The organism is Scopulibacillus cellulosilyticus, from assembly GCF_042665295.1.
Taxonomy (GTDB): domain Bacteria; phylum Bacillota; class Bacilli; order Bacillales; family Sporolactobacillaceae; genus Scopulibacillus_A; species Scopulibacillus_A cellulosilyticus.
Map to the genome: position 1 here is coordinate 1 of NZ_JBHTCO010000007.1, position 18476 is coordinate 18476.

Genomic DNA, 18476 nt, shown 5'->3' on the forward strand with positions numbered 1-18476 from the left:
AAGATGAGATTTCCCATGATGTTAAATCAGTAAGACCCCTTATAGATGATGAGGTTGATAGGTCTGAGGTGGAAGCGTGGTAACACGTGAAGCTGACAGATACTAATCGGTCGAGGACTTAACCAAATTACAACATGTCTTATATTCGCTACTGGTTTTGAAGGTTCAATCTTCAACTAAATAAAGGTTTGTCGTTAATAACAAACCAATAGTCTGGTAGCAATGGCGAAGAGGTCACACCCGTTCCCATCCCGAACACGGTCGTTAAGCTCTTCAGCGCCGATGGTAATTGGGGGCTTCCCCCTGTGAGAGTAGGACGTTGCCAGGCACATTTTTTAAAGAGACAGGTATTGATGCCTGTCTTTTTTTTTTGTGTTTAAAAATATTAAATACACCCTTTAAATAATATTTAAACAGCCAATATAAAGTTTAAACAAAAAAGACTTTAGTGATATTGCACAAATAATTGTTCAACTTAATCAAAAATTTGTTGAATTTTGAATTAATTGATGATATGCTTTTGGTGTTATGACTGTTTGGAGGTGTTGTATAATAATGAAAAAAGGACTTAGTGATGCTGTTTTTATCCCGGAATGGGGTACTCAAAAGTTCCTTTCTGAAGCAAAGAATGCAGGATTTAATGGTGTTGAGCTCAATATTCGGGAATCAGAAGGGGATCTTACGCTTAATACCATACCGTCTGAAGCAAGACAGGTGGCTCAGATGGCTGAAGAATTTGGTTTGAAAGTCTATTCTCTTACAACAGGATTGCTTAATCATTATGCGCTCTCCTCGGAAGACAGCAAGCTTCGTGAACAGGGGGAAGAGATAGCCTTACATATGATTGAAGTGGCGGCTGAGATGGGAACTGAAGTCATACAGCTTGTTCCCGGTACAGTCACTCCGGAGACAAGTTATGAGAAGTCATACAGCTTGGCTCAGGAATCCTTAAGCCGTTTGGCTCAAAAAGCATCGTCGTATAATGTTATAATAGCTATTGAAAATGTTTGCAATAAGTTTTTGCCAAGTGCTTTTGAGTTTACCCGGTTTATTGATGAAATTGGCCATCCTTCCCTTAAGGCATATTTTGATAATGGCAATGCTTTGGTAACGGGATATTCTGAACAATTTATTTCTTTGTTGGGAGACCGTATTGTCGCAATGCATTTAAAGGATTACCGGATAAAGGCAGGCGATTTTGTTCCTATTCTTGAAGGAGATACGAATTGGCCGGTTTTGATAAAGGCCATTAACGATATTCCTTATACAGGCCATATCATAGCAACTCCTCAATATCCGTATGCATGCCAAGGTTATTTGGAGCACTTAGCCAAAAACACATCAGCAAGTTTAACAGCGGTTTTTGAATTAACAGAAAACGAAATTTACAGATAACCAGGAAAGGAGATTTTTAAAAGTGTCCGCAGAAAAATTTGAATCATCGAACGATATAGAAATAAAAGCTCATATGACGTCTGAATATGCAGAAATTTTAACGCCAGAGGCTCTTAATTTTATAAAAAAACTTCATAGGAATTTCAATGACAGGCGCAAAGAACTTTTACAAAGAAGACAATTGCGCCAAAAAGAAATTGATAATGGCAAGCTTCCTGATTTTCTGCCTGAAACGGAAGACATTCGTAACGGTTCTTGGACAATAGCGCCGCTTCCTGAAGATTTACAAGACCGTCGTGTTGAAATCACAGGACCGGTGGATAGAAAAATGGTTATTAATGCCTTGAACTCAGGGGCGAAGTTGTTTATGGCAGATTTTGAGGATGCGACATCGCCGACTTGGGATAATATCATTGGCGGGCAAGTTAACTTACGTGATGCTATTAATAAAAATATTTCATTTACTGATTCTAAAAGCGGCAAAAAATATCAGTTAAATGATAAAACGGCAACATTAATTCCCCGCCCGCGCGGATGGCATATGGAAGAAAAGCATATTCTTATTGATGGTGAGCCGGTATCAGGATCGTTGCTTGACTTTGGATTGTATTTCTTTCACAATGCAAAAACACTGATTAATAAGGGATCGGGACCATACTTTTACTTTCCAAAAATGGAAAGCCATCTTGAAGCAAGATTGTTGAATGATGTATTTGTATTTGCACAAGATGAATTAGGCATTCCTCAAGGTACAATTAAAGTAACGGTTCTCATTGAAACGCTGCCGGCTGCGTTTGAGATGGATGAAATTTTGTACGAGTTACGGGAACATTCCGCTGGTTTAAATTGCGGACGATGGGATTATATTTTCAACTATCTTAAACGTCTTCGCAATGTGCCTGACTTGATTTTGCCTGACCGCGGGCAAGTAACAATGACTGTCCCTTTTATGAATGCTTATGCGTTATTGACGGTTAAAACGTGTCATCGCCGCAATGCGCCGGCGATGGGCGGTATGGCAGCACAAATTCCAGTTAAAAATAACCCGGAGCTCAATGAAGAAGCGTTTAACAAAGTGATTGAAGATAAAACACGGGAAGCCAAGAATGGCCACGATGGTTCATGGGTTGCACATCCGGGCCTTGTCCCTGTTGTTATGGAAGTATTTAATAAAATCATGCCGCAGCCTAACCAGATTGGTAAAAAACGTGAAGATGTCCGTGTCACCGCGAAAGACCTTCTTCAAAAACCGGAGGGAACGATCACAGAGGAAGGTATCCGTACAAACGTCAGCGTAGGTATTCAATATATTGCTTCTTGGTTCCGCGGAAATGGCGCCGCTCCGATCAACCATCTGATGGAGGATGCGGCGACTGCCGAGATATCCCGTGCCCAAATATGGCAATGGATTCGTCATCCAAAAGGTGTACTTAATGATGGAAGAAAGATCACTTTTAATTTGTATGAACAAATTCGGGATGAAGAATTACAAAAAATTAAAGATGCGCTCGGAGAGGATACGTTTAACAGCGGTAAGTTTAAAGAGGCGAGTGAGTTGTTCACTAGATTAACGAAGGATGACGAATTTGCTGAATTCCTTACAACGCCCGGTTATGATTATCTTGATTAATCATTGACAGGAAATAAATCCTTGGTAAAGTGCAAGAAAGTAAATATTTAAGGAGCCCCGTAAAATAGGGCTCCTTTTCTATGTACTATCAGAAAGTATATCTTGGAAACATGGATGCAGATCCGGCGTAGCCGCCAAGATAAGGTTGATAGTATAAGTGCAATTGTCTGCGCCTTAAGGCTTGTCACCAGCCAAGTTTTCTTTAAAACTAACACCATTCATAAAAGCGACATAATCAAAAGGGCTACCCGGATGCGTAAAGTATCTTCAGGATCCTGGAGCGAACAGTCCATCATTGATTCACATTTATTAATCCGGTATTTAACCGTATTACGGTGAATAAACATTTTTCTTGCTGTCTCAGATATTTCTCCCTGAACATTAAGAAAAATTTCCAGCGTCTTTAATAGTTCAAAATCCTCTTTTGATTTTGGAAAGGCAAGCTCACGAAGCGTATTTTCGCAAAACTCCTTTAAATGTTTATTAGGGATCATCAGCAAGAGCTCTTTCATTTCTTTTATTTTATAATGTTGAATAAACAGACCTTTATTTATCTCATAGCCATGTTTAATGGTATCAATAGCTTCGGTGTAGGCTGTCGGTATATTATTAACCGATTGGACATGGCTGCTGACACCAAATGACAGCGGATTGTCCAATGAGTTTTCCTGCACACGTTTTAAGAAGGCTGATATTCTGTTTTTTGCTTCTGAATGATTTTTTGGAAATTGAAGAAGCATGACATAATATTTTTCCTTTGTAAATAAAATGCCATTTATCTCAGTTTGAGCAAGTTCATCTTCAAGAAAATCATAAACAGCATTATGAAGCTTGCTTCTTTCATCTTCTTGTATGGCATAGCCGTTTATATCATTTTCTGCATCTAATTGGCAGGCAACGCAAAAATAATGCCTGTCTTTTTCCAGCCCGTAATAACCTCCGACACTCGAAATCTCCTCTTCTGAAGTTATTCTTCCATCAATCAAATCAGCAAAAAAGTTATTTTTAAATTGTTTGGCATTTTCCTGGATCGCCTGTTCTTTAATTAATGTAAAAGAAATAACATTTGAAGCTTGCTCAATAGCCAATTTTGAGGCCGGATAAGGCAGTTTAGCAGCATCAACAATGACCAAAATGCTGGCAGTTTGGTGTTTGGTAACTACAGGAAAAGTTGTAATCGATCGTTCGGGCTGATTTTTTACAATAAAGGGTTCAAATGAGGTACCGCTGCGTGCTTCTTCTAAATGATCACCGACTTTATTTAAAATCATTTCCTTAAGTTCCTTCATTGAATCCCTTCTGAAGTCTTGAGAGAGAGCTAAAGGCTCGCCGCGATGATTCAACAGCATAGACGGCCTGTCCAAAAAATAACCAAGCTGTTCTACGAGTGAACTGACACTATATTCCTTCATCATCATTTCTGAGAATTTTTGATGAACATGAATCGCGTAAAACAGCTCTTCGGCTTTATCATTATTTAAGTAATTTAATATTTGCTGAGAAACCTCACCTAAGGTAAAATCCAACGGTAATTCAATGATCGGCAAGGATAAATCATCCGCAAGCAATTTGACGTCCTCAGGCAATTCATTATGGAAACGCTTCAGTTTGATAATAATGCCTGCACACGATTTATTGTTCATTTCTTCAATTAATTGGCAAAATCGTTTGCTGTTATCTTTAAATCCGTAACCAGTCGTTAAAAGCAAATGATGCTTTTCTAAAAAAAGGTTAACATCCGGTGTGTCAGAAATATTAACAAATGTAACTGTTCTATCTAAACCCTGATGGCCGGCAAGGATTTTACAAGCCTTCAACGTGTCTAATATAAACAAATCATTAACGGTTTTCATGTAAAAACTCCTCAAATCATCCTTTTCTGCTTTTCTATCCTTATTTTATGTCTATCATGCATAAAAGGCAAAATTAATTTTATCTATATTAAACAATGACTTTAAGATCATGAACAATTAGACTTATAGTTAATAATCAATTGTACAGAAAAGTGTAAATAAGGGAAACCCTTTGATCAGTAATTAACCTTACATTTTAAGAGATGAGAATCTCTATTATATATACAAGAAGTAAATGATGCCGGATGACTGAGAACTTTTTCGGTGATATAAGGTCCATAATATCGCAGATGGTATAAGGGGAAGTGCATGCCGTCTGAAAAGCTGAACATAAAAGCTGAATTTCAAACAATTTACTATAAATTTCGCTATTAAACATCTAATAAGAAGTGAGAGGAGCAGCTGAATGAATACTGAAGTTTACACCAACTTGGAAGAAGAAACTGTAAAAACACTTAAATGGCTTGGCGGATTCGGCAGTGATCCCGATGGCGGAGTATCAAGGCTTTTATATAGTCAGGAATGGGTCGATGCCCAAGAATCACTTGCACAATTGTTTAAGGACGAGGGATTAATCGTTCAGAAGGACGAAGTCGGGAATTTATTCGGAAGACTTGAAGGATCGACTTTTAAAGATGAAACAATTCTTACCGGTTCTCATGTCGATACAGTTAAGAACGGCGGTTTGTACGATGGACAATATGGTATCGTCGCCGGTTTTATTGCCATTAAATATTTGAAAGCAAAGTATGGTCAGCCCCTCCGCAATATTGAGGTCGTTTCAATGGCTGAAGAGGAAGGCAGCCGATTTCCTTATACTTTCTGGGGTTCAAATAATATTGTCGGAAAAGTGGAAAAGGATGATGTCAAAGACCTGAGAGATTTTGACGGCATTCTTTTTGAAGAAGCCATGCACCAGGCCGGGTGTGATTATAAGAAAAACCCGGGGAAAATTCGTGATGATTTAAAAGCCTTTATTGAGCTGCATGTTGAACAGGGCAATGTCTTGGAAACAGAAGGAATTCCAATTGGCATAGTCCAGCATATCGCCGGTCAAAAGCGTTTTACCATTGAAATAAACGGTCAAGCGAATCATGCCGGTACAACGCCAATGGGCTACCGTAAAGATGCCATGAATGCAGCATGCCGGATGATACATGAAATGAATGATTTGGCGTTATCATACGGCGATCCATTAGTGGCAACTGTCGGCAAGATGATTCTTGAACCCAATACAGTTAATGTTGTCCCGGGAAAGGCTGTTTTTACAGTGGATATTAGACACACGAGAAGGTCGGTCCTAACGAAATTTTCCGAAGAAATGACCGCAAAAATGCGGGATATTGCAAGTTCTCTTGGTGTCGGCATTGATATTGACATGTGGATGGACGCCGATCCTGTACCGATGGATCAAAAGGTCGTTAATATCATTAAAGAACAGTGTATTGAAAACAAATTGAATTACAAATTAATGCACAGCGGTGCAGGCCACGATGCGCAAAATTTTGCTCAAGTGGTACCGACAGCGATGATTTTCGTACCAAGCCATAACGGTATAAGTCATAATCCGGATGAATATACAGAACCTCGGGATCTGGCTGAGGGAGTTAAGGCACTGATTGGCGCATTATACAAATTAGGTTATTCCAAGGAGGGGATATAAGTGGGTTATACTGATTTGAATGCACCTTTGAGAACAATTATGACACCTGGACCGGTTGAAGTAGACCCGCGTGTTCTAAGAGCAATGACGACACCGATTCTTGGACAATTCGATCCCAGATTCTTAGAACTTATGAATGAAACAATGGATTTACTAAAATATGTTTTTCAAACGGAGAATAAATGGGCCTTTCCAGTTGACGGTACATCCAGGGCCGGTTTGGAAGCTGTATTATGCAGTGTCATTGAACCGGGTGATAAAGTGCTTATTCCCATCTTTGGCCGTTTTGGCTACTTGCTTCAGGAAATCGCAAGCCGCTGCGGTGCCGAAGTCTGCACAGTGGAAAAAGAGTGGGGGCAGATTTTTGAACCGGAAGAAGTCATTAACGAAATCAAAAAGGTTAATCCAAAGCTGGTTGTTATTGTCCATGGCGAAACATCCACAGGCCGTTTGCAGCCTCTTGAAGAAATAGGCCGCTTTTGCCGCGAAAATGATGTGCTGATTGCCGTTGATGCCGTAGCGACACTGGCGGGTGTGGACGTCAGAACCGATGAGTGGTGGCTGGATGCCGTCATTGCCGGAACGCAAAAAAGTATAGGCGTTCCATCGGGTATGGCGCCGCTAACCTACAATGACCGGATTGAAAAAATTTTGTTGGCGCGGAAAAAAGTTGAACGGGGTCTTTCTGGAGGATCTTCAAATAACAGCAGAAGAATTCAGAGCAACTACCTTGATTTAAGTCAAATTCAAGATTATTGGGGACCGGATCATCTCAATCATCATACTGAAGCAACAACAATGCTTTATGGGCTTCGTGAAGGTCTGCGGATCATCAAAGAGGAAGGGCTGGAAGCACGTCTTAAGCGGCATCAATTACACGAAAAGGCCCTCGTTGACGGTTTAGAAGCAATGGGCGTTGAGTTATACGGTGATAAAGCGCATAAGATGACCAACGTTACGTGTATCAAAGTTCCTGAGGGCATTAAGGATGAGGCGATACGCGGCACTTTAATCAACGATTTCGGTGTTGAAATCGCGACGACTTTTGGACCGCTAAAAGGGCAAATTTTGAGAATTGGTTCAATGGGTTACAGCTGCCGCAAAGAAAATATCCTTAAAGTTCTTGGGGCGCTGGAGGCAGCATTAATTAAATACGGCGCTAAGGTTAACCGGGGAGAAGCTTTACAAACAGCATTAAGAGTCTATGAAAATAGCAGTGAACCAGTCTTAATCTAGTGACAAAGTACTCTGCCGGCAAGACTTTCTTTCCGGCAGGGTTTGAAATAACTTAGCAGTGTTGCCGAAAAACAAAGTATTAAAAGAATTTAAGGACGCCTAAAAATAGATTTGGGAGTGAAAAAATGTGCTTTATACAGTGGTCAAAAAAAACATGTACCAGGACTCCGTTAACCTGATGCTATTAACGAATCACTTGTCACAAGCAGAGGGTGTCAATCAAGTATCAGTTATGATGGGCACGCCTGCCAATAAGGATATTTTTAAAAATTCAGGGCTTTATACCAGCGAATTAGAAGATGCCAGTCCTAATGATCTTTGCATTGTTGTTGATACCGGCGACGAAAGTGTTGTCGAAAATGTTGTGAAAGGTGTTGACGAGTTCATCAATAACCAATCGACGCAATCACAACAAAGTGCCATCCCGGTCACCCGTACGTGGGAAATGTCTCAAAACAAAATGCCGAATGCTAATTTAGCGGTTATTTCAATTGCCGGAGAACATGCGGCTTCTGAAACGAACAAAGCGCTTGACCGCGATCTTAATGTCTTTTTGTTCAGCGACAACGTCAGTCTGGAAGACGAAGTGCAATTAAAACTAAAAGCCCAGGCGAAGGGGCTTATCGTCATGGGTCCTGACTGCGGTACAGGCATTCTTCATGAAGTACCAATTGCCTTTGCCAACGTGATTGAGAAAGGCAATATTGGGATTGTCGGCGCTTCGGGGACAGGTATTCAAGAAATTACATCGATCATTTCAAGACGGGGCGGGGGTATCTCGCATGCAATCGGCACCGGCGGCCGCGACCTGTCAGCTGATGTTGGAGCGATAACGGCCATTCGCGGTTTGGAGGCGCTTGCCTCAGACCCCGAAACAGATGTCATAGCGTTTGTTTCTAAGCCGCCAGCGCCTGAAGTTCGCGATAAAGTTGTCGGAGTATTTAAAAATCTGGGGAAGCCGGTGGTTGCGGTTTTTATGGGAGAAAAGCCGCATGAAGATCATGATAACGTCCATTATGCCTGGACACTCGAAGATACAGCTTTAAAAGCCCTTGAATTAGCCGAAAACAGCGGCCTTAATCGGATCATTCATCATGATGATGTCAAGAAAATAAAATTCAACCCTGAGCAGCGTTATATTAAAGGGTATTACTGCGGAGGGACGCTGGCTCTAGAAGCAGCGATGATTGTTGAAGAAGCCTTTCATATTGATCCGGCTGCCGATCATCCGGAAGGCATCATGTTAAAACATGAAGGCACCGAAATTATCGATTTAGGCGATGATGCTTATACACAAGGACGCGCTCACCCGATGATAGATCCGTCATTGCGTGTCGATATTGTTAAAGAAGCCGCGGCCAACCCGGAAACAGCTGTCATTCTGCTTGATAATGTTGTCGGCTACGGCGGTCACGAAGATATGGCGGGGGTTTTTGCACCGGTTATAAAGGAAGCTAAAGAACGAGCTGAAGCCAATAATAAAGCACTCATCTTCATCGCTTCTGTTACAGGTACACAAGGCGACCCTCAAGTCTATGAGAACCAGGTTAAAACGCTTGAAGAAGCAGGTGCGATTGTTGCTAAAAGCAACGCTCAAGCGACACGTCTTGCGGTTGATATTATAAAATATCTGAATGCTTCCGACAGTACAGCAAAAGCATACACTGAAATCGCTGCAACGTCTGAATCTGATGCTGTTAAGGAACTTATTTCAGGTAAACCGCGTGTCATTAATGTCGGCTTAAAAGGCTTCGCTGAAACAATTCAGGAAAACGGCGGGCAGGTCGTTCAATATCAATGGGCGCCAATTGCCGGCGGTAATAAACGATTAGCTAGAATTCTTGAGAAGTTAAAATAACGCAAGAGGGAATAAGGAGGCGTATTTTATGAATTACCAATCCATAGATGAAGCAAATAAAGCAGTGGTACAAAAGGTTATTGAAGCACAGCCCTTTTTGTTGGATGTTGTTCCGGCAAAAGATGTGATACCTGAGCTCGACGGAAAAGTTTTATTACATGCGGGACCGCCTTTAAAATGGGAAAATATGACCGATCCAATGCAAGGTTCATGTATCGGTGCGGCGCTGTTTGAAGGTTGGGCAGCCGGCGAGGATGAGGCAAAAAGAATGCTTGAAAGCGGAGAAGTAAAATTTATGCCTTGCCACTCGGTCAATGCTGTCGGTCCTATGGGCGGTATCACCTCAGCCAGCATGCCCGTTCTTATTGTCGAAAACAAAGTTGATGGGAAACGCGCCTATTGCAATCTGAATGAAGGTATTGGAAAGGTTCTGCGATTTGGCGCATACGGAGAGGAAGTCATTCATCGTCTCAAATGGATGAGAGATGTTTTGGGGCCGGCTCTCTCGAAAGCGCTTAAGCAAATTGACGGCGGGCTTAATATTAATGTTATCGTTGCCAAAGCAATCACAATGGGCGATGAATTTCATCAACGGAACATTGCAGCATCAGCGCTTTTTTTAAAGGATATCGTGCCTTATCTGCTTACGGCAAATCTCCCGGAGCAACAATTGCAGGAAGTAACGAAGTTTTTGGCTGACACGGATCAATTTTTCTTAAACATTATGATGGCCACCGCTAAAGTGACAATGGATTCCGCGAGAACCATTGAGGAAGGAAGCATTGTTACAGCCCTTTCTAGAAACGGATATGAGTTTGGCATTAAAGTCAGCGGCTTGGGCGACCAATGGTTTACAGCGCCTGTTAATACACCGGACGGCCTATACTTCAGCGGCTACAGCGCAAATGAGGCTAACCCTGACATGGGCGACAGCGCGATTACGGAAACATACGGCGTCGGCGGTATGGCAATGATTGCGGCCCCAGGTGTCACGCGTTTTGTCGGCACAGGCGGATTTGGCGATGCGCTTAGTATCAGTGACGAAATGCGGGAAATCTGCATTGATAATAACCCGAACCTTTCAATACCGACCTGGGATTTCCAAGGCGCTTGCCTCGGAATTGATATTCGAAAAGTTGTTGAAACAGGTATTACACCAGTGATTAATACCGGTATTGCCCATAAAACAGCAGGTATTGGCCAAATTGGCGCTGGTACGGTTCGTGTCCCTCTTGCTTGTTTTGAAAAAGCATTGGAGGCCCTTGCTGAAAAATACGGTGTCACCGCAGAGTAAAAATGAATAAAAAAGCCCTTTTTTCAAGCCGAGACGTCTCTTGTGTATTAAGCGAACATCCTGACGGAACGGTGCACAGCGTTTTCGATCATAGTTTTAATGTCCGGTTTAACAATCGTTTGGTTCATATCGGCAGCGCCTCTAATGGACGAGTGCCCTATGGCATCGGGCTGAGCAAATATGATCTCATGTCATTGCTTGAAACGATTAGAGTAACGAATGAAGTTCATTGGCAAAGAGATCAAATGCAGCTTATTTTTCCAGGAACGGGTGAATCCGTTTCACTTTATGAATCTAAAAAATTTGATCCTTTTCTTCCAGCTTGTGTTTTTGATAAAGCCATTTTAAAAAGAAACATAAGCACAGCTGTTGCCATAATGCTGGAGGAAGAATGGGAAGCGGGTTTCGAAGAGGATACTGACGCGTTAGTTGAAGCTGTTTTTTCCTTTTCCCCATGGATGGCGGCCAGTCCTGTCCTGAAAACTTTAAATGATTTAAAGGCTTTTTTATCCGGATATTCAGATGTTAAGGGCGAAACGCTTATAACGTTTTGGCTGGGCAGGGGAAAGGGACTGACACCAAGCGGAGATGATTTGCTTGTCGGTGCACTGGCTATGTTAACCGCTTCAGGGAGATGTCCTGAAGCGTTCAAGAATACATTATATGATTATTTAAAATTGTACGGGTTAGAGAGAACAACACAAATCAGTTTTGAATATTTGTGGTATGCCGTACAGCAAAAATTTGCTTCACATGTGACAAATGTCTGCCAGTCTCTTTTAAGAGATGATCAAGATGACATCTATCAATCAGTCAGAGAATTAAAGAAAGTGGGGCATACCTCAAGTACGGATACGATGATTGGGATTTTAATAGGATGTCAATGTATCATAGGGGGTAACAAATGAGTAAAACAGTTGTCGTCGCCTTAGGCGGAAATGCGATTCTGCAATCAAAGCAAGAAGGCACATATGAAAATCAATTAAATAATGTTAAAACGAGCTGTAAGTTTCTTGCTAAGCTGGTGACAGAAGGGTACAAACTTGTCATTACTCACGGCAATGGGCCGCAAGTCGGCAATATCCTTCGCCAAAATGAAGAGGCCGAGGAAGTTGTACCGCCGATGCCAATGGATGTTTTAAATGGCGAGTCACAAGGTTTTATTGGTTATATGATGGTCCAATCACTGTTAAATGAACTCAAACGGCTGGGTCATGAAACATCTGTCGTTAATCTATTAACAAGAGTACAAGTTTCAAAAGATGACGAGGATTTTAAAGATCCTTCTAAACCGATCGGCGCCTTCTATTCTGAGGAGGAAGCAAAAGCGCTTGCCGACGAAAGAAACTGGAATATGAAAGAAGACGCAAACCGCGGCTGGCGCAGGGTGGTACCATCGCCAAAACCGATTAAAATTCTCGAGGCGCAGGCTATCAAAGATCTTACTGAAGCGGGTCATATTGTCGTTTGCTGCGGCGGGGGCGGAATACCTGTCATCAGGAAAGAAGACGGCACTTATGAAGGCATCGAAGCTGTTATTGACAAAGACCGGAGCGGCTATAAATTGGCTGAGGAAGTTAACGCAGATATTTTTATGATCTTAACCGACGTTGACAATGTCTTTATCAACTTCGGCAAACCGGATCAAAAGTCTTTGGAAAAATTGACTGTTAAAGAGCTTGAAAGCTACATGAATGCCGGACACTTTTCTAAAGGCAGCATGGGCCCGAAAGTGGAATCTGCATTGAACTTTGCTAAGCGCGCCAGTTCCACCTCCATTATCTGTTCATTAGAGAAAGTGGATAAAGCGCTGCGCGGTGAGAGCGGAACGATTATTTCAGAAAACATGACCGGCGGCAAGCAACATACTGGAGGTATTAGGCTTCACGCTTAAAACGATCCTATATAAAATCCTCTATAGGCTGTTTTTTCAAGACACATCACAGATTCTTTTGCTATATTTTACTTGAGTAAAGTTATAGAGGGCGGTGATCGTATGAAGGAGTTATTGAAAGCAAGCAACTGGATATCAGGATTACAATGGCTTTTCTTTATTTTTGCCAATACGGTGGTTATACCGATTACCATTGGCGCAGCATTTCACCTGTCGCAAGGAAAAATCATTTTCCTTCTGCAATTTTCGTTTATTACTGTCGGGATTGCCTGTATGCTGCAAGCTGTGATCGGCCACAGACGAGCAATAATGGAAGGTCAGTCAGGTCTTTGGTGGGGTGTGATTTTAACCCTTTGTTCAACAGCTGCAGCACAAGGCATTTCCCTTGAAACATTAGGCGGCAGCTTAGCGGTTGGGATTATAATTTCCGGTATGTTGACAATCATCATTGGGTTAACTGGAACCGGGCAGTACTTGTCTAAATTCTTTAATCCCGCTGTCATGGGTGTTTTCATGTTTCTTTTTGGAGCGAATTTAATTCGTATTTTTTTAAAAGGGATGTTCGGACTTCCTTTTGGAAATCATGCCGGCAAGGCTGCGATGAATTTACCGGTGACGCTGTTGTCAATTGTTATTGCCATCATTGTTATGGTGATAAGTGTCAAGGCGCCTGGCTATATCGCGCGTTATGCGCTTTTGATCGGCATTATCGTCGGGTGGATCCTTTATACCATCATTTTTCATTCCAAGAGCTCATCGGGAGAAGCAGCGTTTCACATTCATTTTTTCCCGCTTGGCAAACCGGCCTGGAATATAGGGATTATTATTACGGCTGTTATTACCGGTCTGCTTAATTTAGCAAATACGTTTGGGGCATTAAAAGGGACAGAAGACATGTACCAAACAAAAACAACCAAGAAACAATATCGATTGTCATTGTCTATTTCCGGACTTTTTGTTGGTATCTCAGGCTTTTTTGGCCTCGTTCCTTTCGCACCTTATGTGTCGTCAATCGGGTTTTTAAATCAAACGCAAATCTTAAAAAGAATGCCGCTCATTATTGGCGGATTGATGTTTGTCATTATGGGGGTTATTCCGCCAATTGGACATTTTTTCTCGTTACTGCCTTTAAGCGTAGGAAGCGCCGTACTATTTGTTTCCTATTTACAACTGTTGAATTCATCATTTCAATTTTTTAAGCAGGTGAGGCTTAACACTGTTAATGTCTATCGGTCAGCCATTCCAATATTTGTAGGCATCATTATCATGACATTACCCGCTTCAACATTTGATACGCTTCCGAATATGATTCGGCCGATAATAAGCAATGGACTGCTCGTTGGAATTTTGCTCGCACTTATATTAGAAAACTTTTTTTCATGGGATCATTATGGCTTATCAAAAGAAAAACAGCAATCAGCGGAAGTTTATATGAAGAAGGATTCAAAAGCCAATTAAATATTAATGGATAGCAGTTCTTTAGAATAGGTTGTCTCACGTCTACGTTAAGGATAAGCATTGGCGTACAGAGTTGCAATTATGATATTCAGTCAAGAGATGGAATTTACGAGTAAGGAGTGTTAAGTTTGCGAATACAGAAAGAGGAGCTAAAAGAAATCATGAAGACCAAGCTGCATAAAGCCGGTCTGATTGAAAGGCATGCGGAAATGGTGGCGGATGTTCTCGTCCATGCTGATGCAAGGGGTATTCATTCCCATGGCGCGATGAGGGTGGAATATTACGCCGAACGGATTGCAAAGGGCGGAATAAATACAAAGCCTAACTTTAAATTTGAGAAAACAGGACCATGTACGGCTACATTCGACGGAGATAACGGAGCGGGTCATGTAGCGGCAAAGTTAGCAATGGATGAAGCCATTAAAATAGCCAAAGAAAATGGCATTGCAGCGGTTGGTGTCAGAAGAATCAGTCATAGCGGAGCGCTTTCTTATTTTGTTCAACAAGCAGCAAGTGAGAAACTTGTCGGCATCTCAGTCTGTCAATCGGATCCGATGGTTGTTCCATATGGCGGTGCTGAACCTTACTATGGCACAAACCCGATTGCTTTCGCTGCGCCAGGCAACGATGATAAATTCATACAATTTGATATGGCAACAACTGTACAGGCTTGGGGAAAAATCCTTCATGCCAGATCGAAGAATGAAAAGATACCGGATACTTGGGCTGTTGATGAAAATGGAGAACCGACAACAGACCCATTCGATGTTAAAGCGCTGCTGCCAATTGCCGGACCTAAAGGATACGGGCTCATGATGATGGTTGACATTTTATCAGGGATTCTCCTGGGATTGCCCTTTGGCAGCAAAGTTTCTTCGATGTATCACGATCTTTCGGAATACCGAAATCTGGGCCAGCTTCACATAGTCATCAACCCGGCATTCTTTACGGGTTTAAGCGGATTTATGAGTGGTATCTCCCAAACAATGGAGGACTTAAATAATATCAAGCCGGCACCGGGATTTGATAAAGTTTCTTATCCGGGCCAACGAAGTGCTGAAAGAGAGAAGGAGTATCAAGAGAACGGCATTGAAATCGTTGATGACGTCTATGAATACCTTATTTCAGATACTATTCACAATAATGCCTACGACCAAAAAGATCCTTTTGCAGTATAGAGGGATCATAAGGCCGGACAATATTGTATGAAAGTATAAGATAAAAAAACAATAAAAAGGAGAGATAGTTTATGGGCTATCCGCAAGATTTGCTGTCAAACCGTTCAATTATCCAACATGGAAAATTTGCACTGATTACACCGGAAGGCTTAGTCAAAAATGTCATTCCTGGCTTTGAAAATTGTGATATAACTATTTTAGGTTCCCCTAAATTAGGAGCAAGCTTCGTCGATTATATCGTGACCATGCATAAAGGCGGAATGAATACTCAAGGATTCGGCTATGAAGGCGTAGAAACCTTTGTGTATTGCTTGGAAGGCCAAATAAAGGCTTCAACAGATAGTGAATCTTTTAATCTTACAGAAGGCGGCTATTTATATTGCCCGCCAGGTGAAAAAATGTATTTGGAAAACTTAGCGGACGGCGATTCAAGATGTTTCCTTTATAAACAAAAATATCGTCCGCTTGAAGGGCACAAGCCGTATATTGTATCAGGCAACACGAATGACATAGAAGGACAAATCTATGACGATATGGAAAATGTTAATCTAAAAGACCTTTTGCCGACTGATGATTTAGGTTTCGATATGAATTTTCATATTTTGACTTTTGATCCTGCCGCATGCCATCCATTTATTGAAACTCATGTGCAAGAACACGGCGCTTACCTATTGTCGGGTGAAGGGATGTACAATTTGGACAACAAGTGGATTCCAGTGAAAAAAGGTGATTATATTTATATGGGTCCGTATTGTCTGCAAGCTTGCTATGCTGTCGGCAGGGAAAAATTGTCTTATGTATACTCCAAAGACTGCAACCGCGATGCAGTATTGTAGATAAGGGCCAGCAGTGATCTTAAGGAATTAATCTTTAAATGGATTTATACAAACATAGAATATTATAAAACTATGGGACAATTGCTTATCCAAAAGCAATTGTTTTTTTTATCTTCTAAATTTATAATCAATATTATCAGAACTTTTGAAATACGTTAGCCTTTTGAAAACGTTAATATATGTCACTTTTCCACGGTATATTTATCCCGGAGCAATCGTCCGTAAAACTCCCGCCTAAAAAACTTGAGTTTAAACGCTGAAGTTTAGGCGGGAGTTAACGGAGGTGCTCCTGCGCGATGATATTTCAAAGAAGTTATAGCAAAGCTCGTCGCAAATTACAAGGGGGTTATTCAAGCAGTGGCTTCGCTAACACCCCGATTTGTTCAACTAACCATTAGTGGGATGAACAAAACTCCCACTAATGGAAGTTTCACTTTATTCTTTTGGTCCCAATAGATCCTATAAAGGAGATGCAGCGCTATGTTACACTTTGATCCGGATTACCAGCCGTATACGTCGAAGAGAATGCCAGTTTTTGGCCATAAGGGTATGGTTGCAACCTCGCAAACACTTGCAGCGCAGGCGGGGCTCGGCATTTTAAAAAAAGGCGGGAACGCTGTTGATGCAGCTATTGCCGCTGCGGCATGCTTAACTGTAGTCGAACCAACGTTTAATGGCATAGGCGGAGATGCTTTCGCGTTAATTTGGATGGACGGCAAACTGCATGGTTTAAATGGCAGCGGACCAGCCCCTCAATCTATATCTATTGAGGCGTTAAAAAAACGCGGATTTGATAAAATGCCTTTATTTGGCGTTGAACCGATAACGGTGCCGGGCGCGCCGGCTGCTTGGGGGGAATGTTCAAGACGATTTGGGCGGTTGCCATTGAAAGATGTCCTGCAGCCAGCTATCGGCTATGCTGAAGACGGCTTTCCTGTTTCCCCCGTCACCGCGCGATTCTGGAAAATATCATACGATAAATTTAAAAAGAATTTAGATCACGATCTGGCTAAGCCGTGGTTTGATACGTTTACCGTAAATGGCCATCCGCCAGAAGCAGGTGAAATGTGGTCCTCTCCCGGTCATGCCGAAACATTAAGAGCGATTGCCGAAACTGACGGCGAAGCTTTTTATAGAGGAGAACTTGCCAAGACGATATGTGACTTTATAGAGAAACATCACGGATTTTTACGCCCGGAAGACTTAGCCGATTATCATCCGGAATGGGTGGATCCGGTTTCAGTCAACTACCGCGGCTATGATGTCTGGGAAATTCCCCCTAACGCACAAGGCATCGTCGCATTAATGGCTCTTAATATTCTTAAAGGCTATGAATTTACCGAAAAAGAAAGCATAGACACTTACCATAAACAAATTGAAGCTATTAAACTTGCTTTCGCTGATGGTAAGAAGTATATTGCTGAGCAAAAGCATATGAAACATACAGTCCAATCGCTTTTATCCGAATCCTATGCCGAAGAAAGAAGAAAACTGATTAATGATAAAGCATTGGATCCGGTACACGGTCAGCCCCCTAAAGGCGGCACCGTTTACTTAGCAACCGCCGATGGCGAGGGAAACATGGTTTCCTTTATCCAAAGCAATTATATGCGGTTTGGCTCCGGCGTTGTTATTCCAGGTACCGGAATAGCGTTGCAAAACAGGGGATGTAATTTCTCCCTCGATCCCAGACATGATAATTGCCTTGCTCCAGGGAAGAAACCGTATAACACGATTATCCCGGGGTTTTTAACTAAAGATGGCACCCCGATTGGTCCGTTCGGCGTCATGGGAGGATTTATGCAGCCACAAGGACATTTGCAAATGATAATGAACACAATAGACTTCAACCTACATCCGCAAGCGGCATTGGATGCACCGCGATGGCAATGGATGGAAGGAAAGACCGTCAAGATTGAATCGACATTTCCCCATCATATTGCCCAGGCATTAGCGGCAAAAGGACACAATATTCAATATGCCCTGGAACCGAACACCTTTGGAAAAGGACAAATAATCTGGAGAAACCCGGAAACCGGCGTACTAACAGGCGGTTCAGAATCACGAACAGACGGCAATGTAGCTGCGTGGTAATAACCGATACTCAAAAAACCCTTTGAAAAGGGTTTTTTGAGTGAAAAGTCGCACATAAAAGCGGAAAAGTCGCACATAAAAGGAGAA

General features: G+C 41.9%; 13 protein-coding genes and 2 rRNA genes. 14 read left to right on the top strand and 1 reads right to left on the bottom strand.

Features of this window, described 5'->3' with window-relative positions; genetic code table 11:
• The 4 genes from ACFQRG_RS08190 to aceB all read left to right on the top strand — a co-directional run.
• Nucleotides 1-126: ribosomal RNA gene (locus ACFQRG_RS08190) — 23S ribosomal RNA — on the top strand; the annotation flags it as partial.
• 86 nt (nucleotides 127-212) lie between these two features.
• A 5S ribosomal RNA gene (rrf, locus tag ACFQRG_RS08195) occupies nucleotides 213-328 on the top strand.
• Nucleotides 329-555: 227 nt separating this feature from the next.
• Nucleotides 556-1395 carry a sugar phosphate isomerase/epimerase family protein gene (locus ACFQRG_RS08200; protein WP_380965395.1) on the top strand — a complete coding sequence of 280 codons (840 nt, stop codon included), beginning with the start codon at nucleotides 556-558 and terminating at the stop codon, nucleotides 1393-1395.
• A 73-nt stretch (nucleotides 1396-1468) separates the two neighbouring features.
• Nucleotides 1469-3025 carry a malate synthase A gene (gene aceB, locus ACFQRG_RS08205; protein ID WP_380965517.1) on the top strand — a complete coding sequence of 519 codons (1557 nt, stop codon included), beginning with the start codon at nucleotides 1469-1471 and terminating at the stop codon, nucleotides 3023-3025.
• Nucleotides 3026-3243: 218 nt separating this feature from the next.
• Here the strand turns inward: aceB and ACFQRG_RS08210 are convergent, their stop codons facing one another.
• On the bottom strand, nucleotides 3244-4878 hold the full coding sequence (locus ACFQRG_RS08210) for a PucR family transcriptional regulator (RefSeq protein ID WP_380965396.1): 1635 nt from the start codon (nucleotides 4876-4878) through the stop codon (nucleotides 3244-3246).
• A gap of 406 nt (nucleotides 4879-5284) precedes the next feature.
• On the opposite strand from ACFQRG_RS08210, the gene allC reads away from it, so the two are divergent.
• The 10 genes from allC to ACFQRG_RS08260 all read left to right on the top strand — a co-directional run bounded on the left by allC (nucleotide 5285) and on the right by ACFQRG_RS08260 (nucleotide 18389).
• Complete coding sequence (gene allC / locus ACFQRG_RS08215) at nucleotides 5285-6541, top strand: allantoate deiminase (RefSeq protein WP_380965397.1); 1257 nt, start codon at nucleotides 5285-5287, stop codon at nucleotides 6539-6541.
• The gene (locus ACFQRG_RS08220) at nucleotides 6542-7777 is read left to right on the top strand and encodes a pyridoxal-phosphate-dependent aminotransferase family protein (RefSeq protein WP_380965398.1); all 1236 of its coding nucleotides are present in this window, start codon (nucleotides 6542-6544) and stop codon (nucleotides 7775-7777) included.
• 127 nt (nucleotides 7778-7904) lie between these two features.
• Nucleotides 7905-9635, top strand: a complete 1731-nt coding sequence (gene fdrA, locus ACFQRG_RS08225) for an acyl-CoA synthetase FdrA (RefSeq protein ID WP_380965399.1) — start codon at nucleotides 7905-7907, stop codon at nucleotides 9633-9635.
• 28 nt (nucleotides 9636-9663) lie between these two features.
• Nucleotides 9664-10929, top strand: coding sequence for a YlbE family protein (locus ACFQRG_RS08230; protein ID WP_380965401.1), 1266 nt, complete (start codon nucleotides 9664-9666; stop codon nucleotides 10927-10929).
• 2 nt (nucleotides 10930-10931) lie between these two features.
• Nucleotides 10932-11837 carry an oxamate carbamoyltransferase subunit AllH family protein gene (locus tag ACFQRG_RS08235; protein WP_380965402.1) on the top strand — a complete coding sequence of 302 codons (906 nt, stop codon included), beginning with the start codon at nucleotides 10932-10934 and terminating at the stop codon, nucleotides 11835-11837.
• Entirely contained in the window at nucleotides 11834-12823 is a 990-nt protein-coding gene (gene arcC, locus ACFQRG_RS08240; RefSeq protein WP_380965403.1) for a carbamate kinase, read from the top strand. Before ACFQRG_RS08235 ends, arcC begins: the two co-directional genes overlap by 4 nt.
• Nucleotides 12824-12925: 102 nt before the next feature.
• Nucleotides 12926-14281, top strand: coding sequence for a uracil/xanthine transporter (locus ACFQRG_RS08245; RefSeq protein WP_380965404.1), 1356 nt, complete (start codon nucleotides 12926-12928; stop codon nucleotides 14279-14281).
• Between the two features lie 128 nt (nucleotides 14282-14409).
• On the top strand, nucleotides 14410-15459 hold the full coding sequence (gene allD, locus ACFQRG_RS08250) for an ureidoglycolate dehydrogenase (RefSeq protein ID WP_380965405.1): 1050 nt from the start codon (nucleotides 14410-14412) through the stop codon (nucleotides 15457-15459).
• A 71-nt stretch (nucleotides 15460-15530) separates the two neighbouring features.
• Nucleotides 15531-16295 (top strand): (S)-ureidoglycine aminohydrolase, encoded by a 765-nt coding sequence (gene allE, locus ACFQRG_RS08255; RefSeq protein WP_380965407.1) that lies wholly within the window; start codon nucleotides 15531-15533, stop codon nucleotides 16293-16295.
• A gap of 480 nt (nucleotides 16296-16775) precedes the next feature.
• Nucleotides 16776-18389: a gamma-glutamyltransferase family protein gene (locus ACFQRG_RS08260; protein WP_380965409.1), complete on the top strand. Its 1614-nt coding sequence runs from the start codon at nucleotides 16776-16778 to the stop codon at nucleotides 18387-18389.
• The last annotated feature ends 87 nt before the right edge of the window (nucleotides 18390-18476 follow it).